This window comes from Lactobacillus fornicalis, from assembly GCF_055362665.1.
This window is the reverse complement of sequence record NZ_JBLTIM010000024.1, coordinates 1-13,529: the sequence shown is the minus strand read 5'-3', so window position 1 is coordinate 13,529 and position 13,529 is coordinate 1. Positions and strand designations below refer to the sequence as shown.

Here is a 13,529-nt window from a genome sequence, read left to right as displayed (position 1 = left end):
GCTATATTACATAAAATTTGAAGTAATGAGTTATCTGGTAGACGAGATATGATTAAAGTATTAAGTATAACCATACAAATAAATAAAATAGTTGCGCGTTCTTTTTTAATTATTTTATCCTCATTTCTACTATTCTTTTATCTAAATTAAGTATATCAAACTAGAAATTTACCAGCTATAGCTATTAACCACAACTAGCTAACTTTCTTATGATTCAGATTAGATTTCAAACTTAAATAAGCATATATACCTACTGTTGAAAAAAGAACTATCATAATGTTAACAACAATTCTTATCCATCCACTCCAAATTAAGTACTCAACTAATAAAAATACATATGGAATGCAAATCAAAGCATTTAGTAAAGAAAATCTAAAATCATCTCTTTTAAAATTAGCTATCGCATACATCCCTATTATGATTGGAGAAATAAGAGTTACACTACCTAAGATTTGAAATATTGTACCAGCTGGCAAATAAGATATAACCAAAGTGTCGAATATAATCATGCAAGTATATAAAACTATTGGACGCTTTTTCATTGTTAGTCTCCCCCTAGTTTATCTTTTCTACTCTATAAACCAACCTCTCAACAGCTTTCTTTCTAACTTTATTTTACCAAATATAGGGAGCTTATTTATCAAACAGGCTCTTTTCAATTACTTATTAAATTTTACGAATCCAACTACTAAAAATTGAATTATTAACGTAAATCCCAAAATCACATAATCACTCATTGCTAAATTCGGGGATTTAAAGCTAAGTGCTATTAATTCAGCCATAATCCCTAAAGCAGCAGCTGATATCCAATCTTGCAAAATAAAGTTCTTATATGCTTTAGTAATCCAAGCAACAATTAAAAATAAGCTCCCAAAAATGCCAAAAAGTAAAGCCATATAAGAATAAGCTAAATTTATTGCATCCTTAACACTAACTAAGCTATCAAGTAAAAAAATCCCTGCAACATAAAGAAAAGCGATACCTTCGACAAATAAGTTGAAACGGTTGTTGAACTTCTTAATTGAAAGTCCAATTAAAACCAGCCCCAAAATTGATATCAGTAGCACTAACCACATTGTTAATTGCATAATTTTTCTCCTTAATTCTAATAATTTCTTTTAGTTTAAAGGAGGCTACTTTTCAATGCAATTAGCTCATCCCCAAAAGCTAATTTTTAATCCTAAAACAAAAAAATCGCGTCTTTCAACGCGATTTTCTCATTATAAGCCTTGCTTAGTCATTTCAGACAAAGTCAAATCAATATTATGTTCAACCTTATCCTTACCCATTAATTCAATAGCTTCACCAATACCAGGACCAACCATTGAACCAGTAGCAGCAATTCTAATTGGCATAAAGAGCTTTCTCCCCTTAACACCAGTAGCTTTTCTAGTAGCTTGAATTGCATTCATAACTTGAACAGCAGTAAAGCGTGGTACAAGGTCAAGTTGCTTTCTAAATTCTTCAATTACAACACGACCTTCATCATTCTTGATTTCTTCAACTTCTTCTTCAGTCAAAGCTTGCTTATCTTCAAAGAAAATGTGTGAGAAATCAACAATTTGCTTAGTATAAGACATTTGAACTGAGTAAATGTTAACTAATTGACGTACCCATTCCATCTTTTCTGGAGTGATATCTTTGTCAACCAATCCTGCTTCTTGCAAGTTGTTAAGGGCTAAATCAAGTAATTCATCTCTATTAGCAGTCTTAACATATTGGTTGTTTACCCATTCAAGTTTCTTTTCATCAAAGGCGGCTGGTGATTTTGATAAACGCTTAGGATCAAAGTCCTTAATCAATTGTCTTTGTGAGAAGATTTCACTTTCACCAACTGGTGACCAACCAAGTAAAGTAATGAAGTTGAACATTGCTTCTGGTAAGTAACCAAGGTCACGGTATTGTTCAATAAATTGCAAAACTGATTCGTCACGCTTAGAAAGCTTCTTACCAGTTGCTGCATTGATAATCAAAGTCATGTGACCAAACTTAGGTGGTTCCCAACCAAATGCTTCATAAACAACTAATTGCTTAGGAGTATTGGCAATGTGGTCATCCCCACGTAAAACGTGACTGATTTCCATCAAATGGTCGTCAACAACAACGGCAAAGTTGTAAGTTGGCATTCCATCACGCTTTTGGATAACGAAGTCGCCACCAATAGTATCACTTTCAAAGCTAATGTGACCCTTAACGATATCATCCCATTCGTAAGTCTTACCCTTAGGAATGTGAATTCTAACAACTGGCTTAAGCCCCTTTGCTTCTGCTTTTGCTTGAGCTTCCTTGATTTCGTCAGCTGTCATATCTTGGTATTCGTAAACGTAGTGAGGTGCAATACCCATAGCACGTTGTTCTTCACGTTGAGCTTCAAGCTCTTCTTCAGTCATGTATGAGTAGTAAGCCTTACCTTCATCAAGCAATTGCTTAATTAACTTGTTGTAAATTTCTTTTCTTTCTGATTGGCGATAAGGGCCGTATTTACCACCCTTGTCTGGACCTTCATCCCAGTCAATACCTAACCAGTGAAGGTTTTCCATTTGTGACTTAGAACCACCTTCAACATTTCTTGCAGTATCAGTATCTTCGATTCTTAAAACCAAAGTCCCTTTGTTGTGACGAGCAAACAAGAAGTTGAATAATGCAGTTCTTGCGTTACCGATGTGTAAATGTCCTGTTGGGCTTGGAGCATATCTAACCCGAATTTTTTGTTTAGCCAAAATAATTGCCTCTTTCACTAAAAAATAGTAGTTACTTTTTCATTTTACGCATATTATAGGAAAAGTTCAAACCCTTAGCCAAAAACTAATTTTAAAGCTTGAGCCACTGTTGAAACAGGTACTACTTCAATTTTTCGCTTCGAAAAACTTGCCTTCATATTAAATTTGGGAATAAAAATTCTCTTAAAGCCAATTTTTTCAGCCTCAGCGATTCTAGATTCAATCTTATTAACTCTTCGCACCTCACCAGTTAGCCCAACTTCTCCAACAAAGCAGTCTTCAGATGGGATTTCCATATCTTTATAACTTGAACCAATCGCCATAACAATTGCCAAATCAATTGCTGGTTCAGTTAATTTTATTCCACCAGTCGTAGTTAAATAGGCATCTTGGTTTTGTAACATCAAGTTTCCCCTTTTTTCTAAAACCGCTAGTAACAAGGCTGCCTTATTATAGTCAATCCCACTGGTAGTTCTTTTAGCATAACCAAATGCTGTAGGGGCAACTAACGCTTGCACTTCAGCTAAAATAGGCCTAGTTCCTTCAAGTGATACAACTACACATGATCCCGTAGAGTTAGGCAAACGCTCATCTAAAAAAATTGAAGATGGATTCGTAACTTCTTTGAGTCCTGAATTTTCCATTTCAAACATTCCAATTTCATTAGCAGCGCCAAATCTGTTCTTTACTGAATGCAAGATTCGATAAGCATGATGCTCATCTCCTTCAAAATACAGCACAGTATCAACCATGTGTTCCAATATTTTTGGTCCAGCAATTGCACCTTCCTTAGTTACGTGACCAATAATAAATACCGTAATTTGATCAATCTTTGCGATATGCATTAATTCACTAGTAACTTCTCTAACTTGCGCTGCTGACCCCACCATCGAATCAAGGCTCGGTTCATTCATTGTCTGAATTGAGTCGATTACCACAAAATCTGGTTTCAAATCACTAATTTGATCACGAATGTTGCTCATATTAGTTTCAGGGTAGAGATACATTCCACTATTTCCCACACCCAAGCGATCTGCTCGTAGCTTAATCTGACTAGCTGATTCTTCACCGGAAACATATAATACTTTATGCTCACTTGCCAATGTACTCATAATTTGAAGCATCAGGGTTGACTTACCAATTCCCGGGTCACCGCCAATTAAAACAAGTGAACCAGTAACTATTCCTCCACCCAATACTCTATTTAATTCACTAAATTTTGTCGGAATACGTGTTTCTTTTTCAGCTTTTACCTTTTCTAAAGTTACAGGTTCATGCAAGCCTGTTGTAGGCATTAAGCGACTAGGGGTCTGCTTAGTACTAGCTTTTCGCACTTCTTGGACTTCCTTTTCAAATTGGTTCCAAGATCCACAATTAGGACATCTTCCCAAATAAGAAGCTGAAATATAGCCGCATGAACGACACTTGTATCTTGTTTGTGCTTTTGCCATCTATCTCATCTCTTTACTTTTTAGTCGAACCAAAACCACCAATTCGTTGGCGGGATACTGGCGCATCATCATCAGTGCGCAAATACTTCATAAAAATACCTTGTGCAACGCGTTCCCCCTTCTTGATATGAATAGGGCGTACTCCATAATTAATTAACTGAATCATTAATTCGCCTTCATTATTAGGATTATTGTAGTAATCACTATCAACCACACCAATACTATTAGGTAAGCAAAGTCTTCTTTTTACAGTATTAGAAGAACGATTAGCAATTATTAACATTTCATCATCTGGCATGTATGCTTTTACACCTGTATGAACCATGATTGGCTGCAAAATTTGATCAGCATATTCATAATCTCGTTCATTAAGTTCATGCCCATTTCTAATCAAACGGAAAATTCTTACAAAATTCAAGCGCCAAATACTTGGTATCACACAATCTTCCGCCGCCTCTAAATCGTATCCAGCACTAGCAATTGTTTGCCGCTTAGGTAAATTAATATCGGCATCCTTATATTTTTCACAGATTTCAAAGCCACGAACCTTCATAAAAATGGTTTTCTCCTTTATATCCAAATACTTACTTGTTACATTTTCTATTATAATAATACGTAAAACAAGTAAATATATTTTATTTTGAGGTGTAAATTTGTTTAAACATGATTTAAAAAGTCATAACTTTTATTTAAATAGTAATAACGTGCCTGAATATCGCTTGCACTATCATTTAATAAAGAATAACCAAGTTATGGCGATTGACCATATATTTGTAAGTCCAGAAGTTAAATCAGATTTAGTTGATGAATTAATTAGATTTGCATTAAGCTATGCACGTGACAACCACTTAAAAGTCATGCCACTAGGTCCTACAATCCTAGCCTATTTCAAAGAAAACCAAGCTGCATTAACTGACTTATTTTATAAGCCTTCACTAATTTTATAGACTCATTTAAGTAATTAAGTTAAAATATACTTAACTTTTATTAAAATAACAATTTAGGAGGAAATTATGGCAAAAGAAATTTCACAAGCTGCAATTGAAAACTTTAAAGCAGATTTTATAAGTCGAAAGGATGCACGTATCGCTGCACGTGCTGCTCAAACTAACGGAATTTTTAAAGCTAGCCAAGACACACAAACCCAAATTGATTTAAACCCTACCTTTTCAGTAGAAATTGAAACTGGTAAAGTTGCTGATCAAAAGGCTTCTGGGCGTTGCTGGATGTTCAGTGCTCTTAATACAATGCGTCACCCATTACAAAAGAACTTTAAAATTAAGGGATTTGAATTATCCCAAAATTACACTAACTTCTGGGACAAATTTGAAAAATCAAATTGGTTCTTTGAAAACGTAATTGCTACTGCCAATCAAGATTTAGGCGACCGTAAAGTTTCATTCTTATTTGCTACACCACAACAAGATGGTGGCCAATGGGACATGCTTTGTGGATTAATTGAAAAATATGGAATTGTTCCCAAGTCTGTATATCCAGAAACTTTCAGTGCAACTAGTTCCGCAGCTTTAAATGACACTTTAAACACTTTACTTAGAAAAGATGGTTTAAAGCTTAGAGAACTTGTTAAAGCCGGAAAAAGTTCAAAAGAAATTGAAAGTGCAAAAGATGAAATGCTCAACGAAGTATTTCGAGTTTTAGCAATTTCTTTGGGAGTTCCACCTAAAAAATTTGACTTTGAATATCGCGATGATGACAAAAATTACCACATTGACTGTGATATTACCCCACAAGAATTCTTTAAAAAGTATGTTGGCTGGAATTTAAGCGATTATATCTCAACTATTAATGCTCCAACTACAGACAAGCCATTCCACAAAGTATTTTCAGTTGAATATTTAGGTAATGTTGTAGGCGGTCGCCAAGTTCGTCACCTTAACTTACCAATTGACGAAATGAAGGAATTAATTATTAATCAACTTAAATCAGGCGAAGTTGTTTGGTTTGGCTCAAATGTTGTTAAAGATTCTGAACGTAGAGCTGGTCTTTTAGATACTAAGCTTTACCGCAGAGATGAATTATTTGACGTTGACTTTTCAATGAGTAAGGCTGAAAAGCTTGATACCGGTGAAAGTTTAATGGATCATGCGATGGTCATTACTGGTGTTGACTTAGTTGACGGCAAACCAACTAAGTGGAAAATCGAAAATTCATGGGGTGAAAAAGCTGGTTTTAAAGGCTACTTCGTTATGAGCGATGACTGGTTTAATAGCTTTGTTTACCAAGCTGTTATCAATAAGAAGTTCTTATCAGATGAACTTAAACAAACCTTTGAAGACGGCAGTAAGAATCCTATCCAATTATTACCATGGGATCCAATGGGCGCATTAGCAATGGAATTTTAGTTATTGATTTATACAAAAAAGGCTTCACATCGCGTGAAGTCTTTTTTATTACCAAATATGTAACAACCGACTGTTATCCAACTTACTTAGATTAAATTGATGTACATGTTGTTGTTTATTTTCAGGAAATTCCTTTACGAAATCAGCCAAGTTATATAACCCAGTTGAATAAGTCCAAACTCCCTTAACTTTTCTAATAGGATCTAACATCTCATTTCTAATTGGATAAGCTGAAATGAGGAAATGCTTGTGATGGAACTTGAATACAAAATAAGGCAATTTAAACTCCTCAATTGCTTCTTCTCTTGTCTTAGCAATTGAAATTACATTGCGATAAGTTCCATACTTTTCTGTAAACTTATCATTAAATGAGAAGTAAAAGTTAGAAATATGAACATGTGGAAAATCTTCTTCTTTTACCCCATCAGGAACTGCAATCACATGCTCAAAATGATCCAAGTTGCTTTCTCTTTGAGATAAAGCACGTTCCATTTGATTAGGTGTAATCATTTTGGCCCACTCTGGAACTTCTGGATGAGCTTTATAAGTATTAAACATCTGTTTAACAACTTCCGGCTTAACCCAATCATAATGCATTCTTGTTTGATTACGCTTGAGCAAGTTGTCTAACGTATTATTTTGCATTAAATCGACTACAAATAATTCATAGCGATATTTGTCAACTAATGGCCTAAAATGCTCAATTGCACTTGGGGCAATGTGCGTTCCATCAACAATAACTGTTTCTCCATAAGACATCTTATGTTCAACTAAATTATCAACCAATTGTTCTGTTCGAACATTAACATGCCGCGGAATCACTTGATGCAAATAGTCTGCTTCTTCTTCATAGTATACTGTTAAGTCAGCTAAAAGTAGGCGAATCGAATCACGACTAATTGCATATGGCTGTAAGTGATGGCGGGCAATGAATGAGGACTTCCCCGATCCTGGGGCTCCTCTTAATAAGAATATTTTGCGCATCGCTTATTCTCCATAACCTAGAAATTTCTTTACACTGTTAAAGATTTTACCATAAAATATGCGTTTTTTATGTTTGTAAATGCAATTAGCTTAAAATTTTCTTATCTATTATTTTAAGCTCAGAATTCATTGTATAAACAATCGGCTCTGCATTTGGTACTTCTAAGTTAACAATATCATGATTATCAATTGATTCAAGCTTTTTGATTAAAGCACGTAAACTAGAACCATGAGCAACAATTAATTGATCTTTCCCTTGAATGAGTTGGCTAGCTACATGCTCATGATAATATGGCATCAATCTTTTTTGAGTTTGATGCAAGCTTTCAGCCTTAGGTAATATTTGAGGATCTATCATATCATAGCGTCGATCATTAAGGCTATCTTTCGCTAGTGGTGGCACTTCATCAAATCCTCTACGCCAGTTCTTAATTTGTTCTACACCAAAGATTTCTCGAGCTTTATCTTTATTAATCCCTCGCAAAGCTCCATAATGTCGTTCATTTAGTCGCCAAGTTTTAGTGATTGGCAAATACAAAAAATCATTTACTTCACTGATGATATTTGCGGTCATAATTGCACGTGATAATAATGAAGTATGAATATGTGTTGGTGCAAAGTCTGGCATCTCTTTGATTAATTCTCCAGCCATCTTTGCTTCATCAATACCTCGTTTGCTTAAGCCAATATCATTCCAACCAGTAAAAATATTTTCAGCATTTGCAATACTTTCGCCATGTCTAACTAAAACAAGTTTTACCATTATCAAAATCCTATCTAAATAAGGCTAAAATTCCAGCTGCAAACAAAATCACACCAAAAATCAAATAGGCCTTTAATCCTTTCTGATTATTTGGTTGGTGTCTACGATTATAATAAAAAGACATATCATAGATTCCCACTATCAGTAATACAGCTACCAAAAAGTATTTGTTTTCCATATTAATCATCCTTATTCAAAACAATCATGTTTTCTTTTAGTCCACGCTGATATTCTGCCTGTAAAGTAACATGATTTATACCTAATTTTTCTTTAAGTACCTGGCCTATTTTCATATAAAGTTGTTCAAGTTGTACTACACTCATTTTTTCAGTTACATTGACATGAGCATCCATCATAATCAAATCATCACTATAGCGCCAAACATGCAAATGATGTAAATTAGTAACTTCTGGAAAAGCAAGCACAATCTTTTTAACTTCATCTAAATCTACATTAGGATTTGATTCCATCAAAATATTAGCTGCTTTTTTAGTAATTTTATACGCTTCAAACATTACAAAAATAGAAACTAACAAAGTCATTAATGGATCGACTAAATTACTCTTCCAAAAATAAATGATAGCTGCACCAATTACAACAGCAACACTTGATAAAGCATCAGACAACATGTGCAAAAAAGTCGACCGAACATTCAAATTATGGGAAGAATCATGCTTCATTACTAACATTGAAATGCCGTTTGCCACTAACCCAATGACTGCTATTATGAGCATCAATTGTCCCTTTACTTCTTGTGGCTTACTGAAACGCTCAAAAGCTTCAATCATTAAAAAGAAACTAATCACAAATAAAACAACTCCATTAGTAAATGCAGCTAAGGTTTCAGCTCTTTGGTAACCAAAAGTTTTATGCTTATCACGGTCTTTTTGACCAATTAAATGAGCGACAAAGGATATTACAATTGCAGCCACATCACTTAAATTATGAACCGCATCTGAAAGTAAGGCTAATGAGCCAGAAAAAATACCACCTAAAAATTCAGCCAAAGTAATTACTATATTTAATATAGTTACAAAAAGATATTTACTTGTGATTTTATTTTGTTTCATGATTACTCCTAAAATTCTTCTGCTTTAATGTTGTAATCAACAATCTCAAACTTTCCATCATCGCTTAATATTCCCCGGGTAATACTACCATTGTCTGGGAATTCAATATCATGCAAGCGATCACTCTTATTCCAATACTTAATCCCCAAAGTCTTGATAAAGTCCCCATGTGATACTAAAAGAACACGATTTTCATTTTCTGTTTCTTCTTGTAGTTTCTTTATTGCTCTGACCATTCTAGTATCAAGTTCTTCAGAATTTTCTGCTAAATGACGTGGGTCTGCTTTTTTAGTAGCTTCTCTAAATTCATAAATTCCGACTTGATTGATAATTTTTTGAACATTTCTTTCAGGTCCAACGCCTGCTGCTTGACCAATTGCTTCCCAGGTCTTATCAATATCGTCACCTTCAAATGACCCAAAAAACACTTCACGAAATTCCGGTAGTTTTTTTATTTTTCCTATTTCAGAAACTTCATTAGCGTTTTTCATTAAGTGAACAGTATCAATTGCTCTTTTTAAATCAGATGAATACATATTATCAAAATGAATTTGTGACAACACTTCAGCTGTCTTCTTCAAATCATTTATACCTTTTATAGTTAAGGGGGAATCGGCCCAGCCCTGAACCTTATTCAGCTGATTAAACATTGTTTCACCATGTCTGATTAAATATACTTCAGTTGTCATTTATATCCTCCTTTTTACTAATTCTATTCTACCATCAAATATAAGAAAAAATTTTTAAAAGCGGCTAGCAATATGCTTGCCATCCAAGATAAATTGCTAAAAATACAGCAAAAATAAACGTTATGACTCTTACAGCTTTAACTGGTAAAAACTTAATGATTTTTTGCCCTAAAAAGCCCCCAATGAATAACCCCAATGCTAATGGAATGGCCTTTGACCAATAAACTTTTGAAGTGAAAAGAAAGATAACTAATGCAATTAAATTACCTAAAGACCCTATAACATTCTTCACGGCATTAACAACAACAAAATTATCTTTACTAACGCTCAGCAAGGCTATTAGCATCAAAATACCTGATGCTGCACCAAAATAACCTGTGTAAACTCCTGCCGCAAACATTTCAATCTGAGCAATAAGTTGATTATCTTCTCTTTTTTGATAGGTGATTTTTTTACCACTAACCAAAAACAAAAAAGCTGAGAATAAAACGAAAAATGGTACTAATTTTTCAAAAATTTTCCCAGGAAATATTACAACTAAAAAACTCCCAATAACTGCACCAATCAATATTAAAATAATGTACTTAATATAATTTCGCCATGACTTTTTTAGTTCTTTTACAGAAGAAGCTGCTGCACCCATCCCCGTAAATATCAAAGCCGCTGTATTAGTAACATTGGCATAAACTGGCGATACTCCAGCAAGCAATAAAGCTGGATATGAAACTAGTGACGCCATACTCGATACTACTGATACTATTCCGGCTAAAATCCCCGCTGCAACTAAAAAAATAAAAACTAAAACTTCCCCTGTCATAAAAATCCTCTTTTCAAGTCCTAACTTAGCTTTTTAGTAAAAAATGCGTAAAATAGACTATAGATAATTTTATCAAAGAAAGGATTAAATTATGAAAAAAGTTGCAGTAATTTTTGCTGATGGTTGTGAAGAAATTGAAGGCTTGAGCCAAGTTGATGTTCTAAGACGACTAGGCGTACCTACTGATATGATTGGTTTAACCAAGCTTCAAGTTCATGGAGATCATGATATTAATATAACTTGTGACAAAATCCTTGATGACAGTCTTTTAGATTATGACTTAGTATCCTTCCCAGGCGGTAAACCTGGTGCTGAAGCATTAAGAGATAATTCTCAGCTAGCTCAGCTAATGAAAAAACGTCACCAACTTGGAAAATGGAATGCTGCGATGTGCGCTGCCCCAATTGCATTAAGTCGTTATGGTTTGCTTAATGACACTGATTACACTTGCTACCCGGGCTTTGAAAAAGAAATTGGAAAAGAATGCCCTACAGGAAGATTTCATGAAGATATAGTTGTAACTGATTCTAAACAAAAAATCATTACCAGCCGTGGACCAGCAACTGCATGGGCTTTTTCATACGCTTTAGCACAAGCACTTGGCATTGAAACAAAAACCTTAGAGGATGGAATGCTTTATACTTATCTCAAAGATAATATTTAACCTGTATGCATATCATTAGATATTTTACAATCTTCTTTATAAACTATACTTAGTACAAGTAAAGGAGGTTGTAAAATGAGCCTAGTTTTTATTGAACCAGCAAAAATTAGCGATTTGAATGATATTATGACAATAATTAATAGTTCAAAGCAGTTTTTAAAAGAAGCTGGAAGTAATCAATGGCAAAATGGCTATCCTGATGAGAATATAATCAAAGAAGATATTAACAATGGACATGGCTGGATTTTAAAAGTAAACGGAAAAACTGCAGGTTACGCTGCATGTATAATTGGAAAAGACCCTACCTATGCCAATATTGAAGATGGTGAATGGGCAAATGATGAAGATCCATATGCTACAATTCATCGCTTAGCAATCAGTGGCGATTATCGAGGGCAGCATTTATCCAGTCAACTAATGAGTAACTTAATTTCAGCAATGAGAGTTAAAGGCATCGAAAACTATCGAATCGATACTGCTCCTATTAATAAAATTGTTCAAAAACTTGCAACTAGTTCAGGTTTTAAATATCGCGGAATTATTGAAGTAGATAATGAACCGATTGATCCGGAAAGAGTTGCTTATGAACTTAATTTGATAGATTATGAATAATTAACATAGTTTATGCTATATTCTGACAAGAATATAGCATTTTTTTGAAAAAATTTAACATATTCACTTTATTTTGTAGCGTTTTCTCGATAAACTAATAAGGATATACAATACAAAAGGAGACAAAATCGGATGTTAAAATATAGAATTCAGTCGATTTTATTTGTGCTTGTTGCATTTATGCTCGGCTGTAACGAATATATGATTGTTGGGGTGTTAAAAGATATCCACAGTGATATGGGAATACCACTTGCTACATTAGGTATTTTAGTTACCTTATTTGCATTGGTTTACTCAATCTGTACACCATTTATTTCTTTATTGAGTGCTCGCTTTAAGCGTCACAATGTTTTATTTGCATTATTAGTGATTTTTTTAGTTGCTAATACTTGGACTGCAATCGCACCAAACTTTATTTCATTACTCTTATCAAGAGTTTTAGCTGGGGCAACTGCTGGTTCAATTATTTCAATCACTGTTGTTATGGCAAGTTTCATTGCACCACCAGAAAAAAAGGCTGCATTAATTTCCTGGGTTTTCGCAGGCTTTAGTATTGCTAACGTTGCTGGGGTTCCTATTGGAAACACCATTGCACGTGTATTTTCATGGCGTGATAGTTTTTGGATGGTTACAATTTTAACTGTTATCATCTTTGTTTTGCTTTTTATTTACGCTCCTAAGGATACTCCTCAAAGTCATGCAGGTACTCCTGAAGAAGCAGCTAAGATTTCTGCTGATAGAAAGAAATATATTGTTCACCCTATCACAATTACTAATGCTTTATTTATTATTTGTGTTACTGCTGCACAATATAGTTTTTACACTTATATTACCGAAATTATCACTAAATACCTTCATTTCACAGATTCTGTGTTGAGTATTCTATTATTCATTCTTGGTATTGTTTCAATCTTCGGTAACAAGCTGGGTGGCTACTACGCTGACCGTGGAAATATGCAAGACATCCCATTCTTGTATGTCATCATGCCTGTATCATTAGTATTAATTGGTTTATTAATCAATTTAACAAATCCACAAAGTTTCCCATTAATTCTTGGAATTATCGGATTTGTTTTGATAGCAATTGTCTGCATCGTTAACGTAAGTTATGGTGCAAACGTTACTGTGCTATTCCTTGACTTAGCCAATGAACAATTCCCTGGTGCACTTGATTTATCATCAACATTCAACCCAGTATTTTCAAACTTCGGTATTGCAGTTGGATCATTTGTTTCATCAATGGCAATTGGTTCAGGATTGTTTAACATTGGAAATATCGTATTTATCTCAGCAATCTTCGGTTTCTGCTCATTAGCATTAGTATTGAGACTTGAGAAATTAACTAAAGAAGATATGTAAAAAAGTCCGTGAGAATTAATCGAGACCGTAAAATAGT

General features: G+C 34.2%; 16 protein-coding genes. 5 read left to right on the top strand and 11 right to left on the bottom strand.

Annotation, left to right across the window (positions count from 1 at the left end):
• Positions 1 to 194: 194 nt before the first annotated feature.
• The 5 genes from ACNDLV_RS05660 to ACNDLV_RS05640 form a co-directional block, all read right to left on the bottom strand.
• Entirely contained in the window at positions 195 to 542 is a 348-nt protein-coding gene (locus ACNDLV_RS05660; RefSeq protein ID WP_006587662.1) for a hypothetical protein, read from the bottom strand.
• Positions 543 to 659: 117 nt separating this feature from the next.
• Positions 660 to 1,088 (bottom strand): hypothetical protein, encoded by a 429-nt coding sequence (locus tag ACNDLV_RS05655; RefSeq protein WP_006585826.1) that lies wholly within the window; start codon positions 1,086 to 1,088, stop codon positions 660 to 662.
• A 132-nt stretch (positions 1,089 to 1,220) separates the two neighbouring features.
• The gene (gltX, locus tag ACNDLV_RS05650) at positions 1,221 to 2,720 is read right to left on the bottom strand and encodes a glutamate--tRNA ligase (RefSeq protein ID WP_006587661.1); all 1,500 of its coding nucleotides are present in this window, start codon (positions 2,718 to 2,720) and stop codon (positions 1,221 to 1,223) included.
• Positions 2,721 to 2,794: 74 nt separating this feature from the next.
• Complete coding sequence (gene radA / locus ACNDLV_RS05645; RefSeq protein WP_006585828.1) at positions 2,795 to 4,171, bottom strand: DNA repair protein RadA; 1,377 nt, start codon at positions 4,169 to 4,171, stop codon at positions 2,795 to 2,797.
• A 13-nt stretch (positions 4,172 to 4,184) separates the two neighbouring features.
• Positions 4,185 to 4,724, bottom strand: coding sequence for a dCTP deaminase/dUTPase family protein (locus ACNDLV_RS05640; RefSeq protein ID WP_006585829.1), 540 nt, complete (start codon positions 4,722 to 4,724; stop codon positions 4,185 to 4,187).
• 100 nt (positions 4,725 to 4,824) lie between these two features.
• On the opposite strand from ACNDLV_RS05640, the gene ACNDLV_RS05635 reads away from it, so the two are divergent.
• Both ACNDLV_RS05635 and pepC read left to right on the top strand, forming a co-directional pair.
• Positions 4,825 to 5,118: a GNAT family N-acetyltransferase gene (locus tag ACNDLV_RS05635; protein ID WP_006587660.1), complete on the top strand. Its 294-nt coding sequence runs from the start codon at positions 4,825 to 4,827 to the stop codon at positions 5,116 to 5,118.
• Between the two features lie 66 nt (positions 5,119 to 5,184).
• Positions 5,185 to 6,534, top strand: a complete 1,350-nt coding sequence (gene pepC, locus ACNDLV_RS05630) for an aminopeptidase C (RefSeq protein WP_006585831.1) — start codon at positions 5,185 to 5,187, stop codon at positions 6,532 to 6,534.
• Between the two features lie 48 nt (positions 6,535 to 6,582).
• Here the strand turns inward: pepC and ACNDLV_RS05625 are convergent, their stop codons facing one another.
• From ACNDLV_RS05625 to ACNDLV_RS05600, 6 genes are all read right to left on the bottom strand, one after another.
• The gene (locus tag ACNDLV_RS05625; RefSeq protein WP_006587659.1) at positions 6,583 to 7,518 is read right to left on the bottom strand and encodes an AAA family ATPase; all 936 of its coding nucleotides are present in this window, start codon (positions 7,516 to 7,518) and stop codon (positions 6,583 to 6,585) included.
• 85 nt (positions 7,519 to 7,603) lie between these two features.
• Positions 7,604 to 8,281, bottom strand: a complete 678-nt coding sequence (locus ACNDLV_RS05620; RefSeq protein ID WP_006585833.1) for a 2,3-bisphosphoglycerate-dependent phosphoglycerate mutase — start codon at positions 8,279 to 8,281, stop codon at positions 7,604 to 7,606.
• Positions 8,282 to 8,291: 10 nt separating this feature from the next.
• Positions 8,292 to 8,459 carry a hypothetical protein gene (locus ACNDLV_RS05615; RefSeq protein WP_022091072.1) on the bottom strand — a complete coding sequence of 56 codons (168 nt, stop codon included), beginning with the start codon at positions 8,457 to 8,459 and terminating at the stop codon, positions 8,292 to 8,294.
• A gap of 1 nt (position 8,460) precedes the next feature.
• Entirely contained in the window at positions 8,461 to 9,351 is an 891-nt protein-coding gene (locus ACNDLV_RS05610) for a cation diffusion facilitator family transporter (RefSeq protein WP_006585835.1), read from the bottom strand.
• 8 nt (positions 9,352 to 9,359) lie between these two features.
• Positions 9,360 to 10,040, bottom strand: a complete 681-nt coding sequence (locus tag ACNDLV_RS05605; protein WP_498882954.1) for a histidine phosphatase family protein — start codon at positions 10,038 to 10,040, stop codon at positions 9,360 to 9,362.
• A 64-nt stretch (positions 10,041 to 10,104) separates the two neighbouring features.
• Positions 10,105 to 10,857, bottom strand: coding sequence for a sulfite exporter TauE/SafE family protein (locus tag ACNDLV_RS05600; RefSeq protein ID WP_006585837.1), 753 nt, complete (start codon positions 10,855 to 10,857; stop codon positions 10,105 to 10,107).
• Between the two features lie 91 nt (positions 10,858 to 10,948).
• On the opposite strand from ACNDLV_RS05600, the gene ACNDLV_RS05595 reads away from it, so the two are divergent.
• The 3 genes from ACNDLV_RS05595 to ACNDLV_RS05585 all read left to right on the top strand — a co-directional run bounded on the left by ACNDLV_RS05595 (position 10,949) and on the right by ACNDLV_RS05585 (position 13,492).
• Entirely contained in the window at positions 10,949 to 11,521 is a 573-nt protein-coding gene (locus ACNDLV_RS05595) for a DJ-1 family glyoxalase III (protein ID WP_006585838.1), read from the top strand.
• Between the two features lie 75 nt (positions 11,522 to 11,596).
• A complete protein-coding gene (locus tag ACNDLV_RS05590; RefSeq protein ID WP_006585839.1) occupies positions 11,597 to 12,133 on the top strand; it encodes a GNAT family N-acetyltransferase in 537 nt (178 codons plus the stop codon).
• Between the two features lie 132 nt (positions 12,134 to 12,265).
• Positions 12,266 to 13,492 (top strand): MFS transporter, encoded by a 1,227-nt coding sequence (locus tag ACNDLV_RS05585; protein WP_225305987.1) that lies wholly within the window; start codon positions 12,266 to 12,268, stop codon positions 13,490 to 13,492.
• The last annotated feature ends 37 nt before the right edge of the window (positions 13,493 to 13,529 follow it).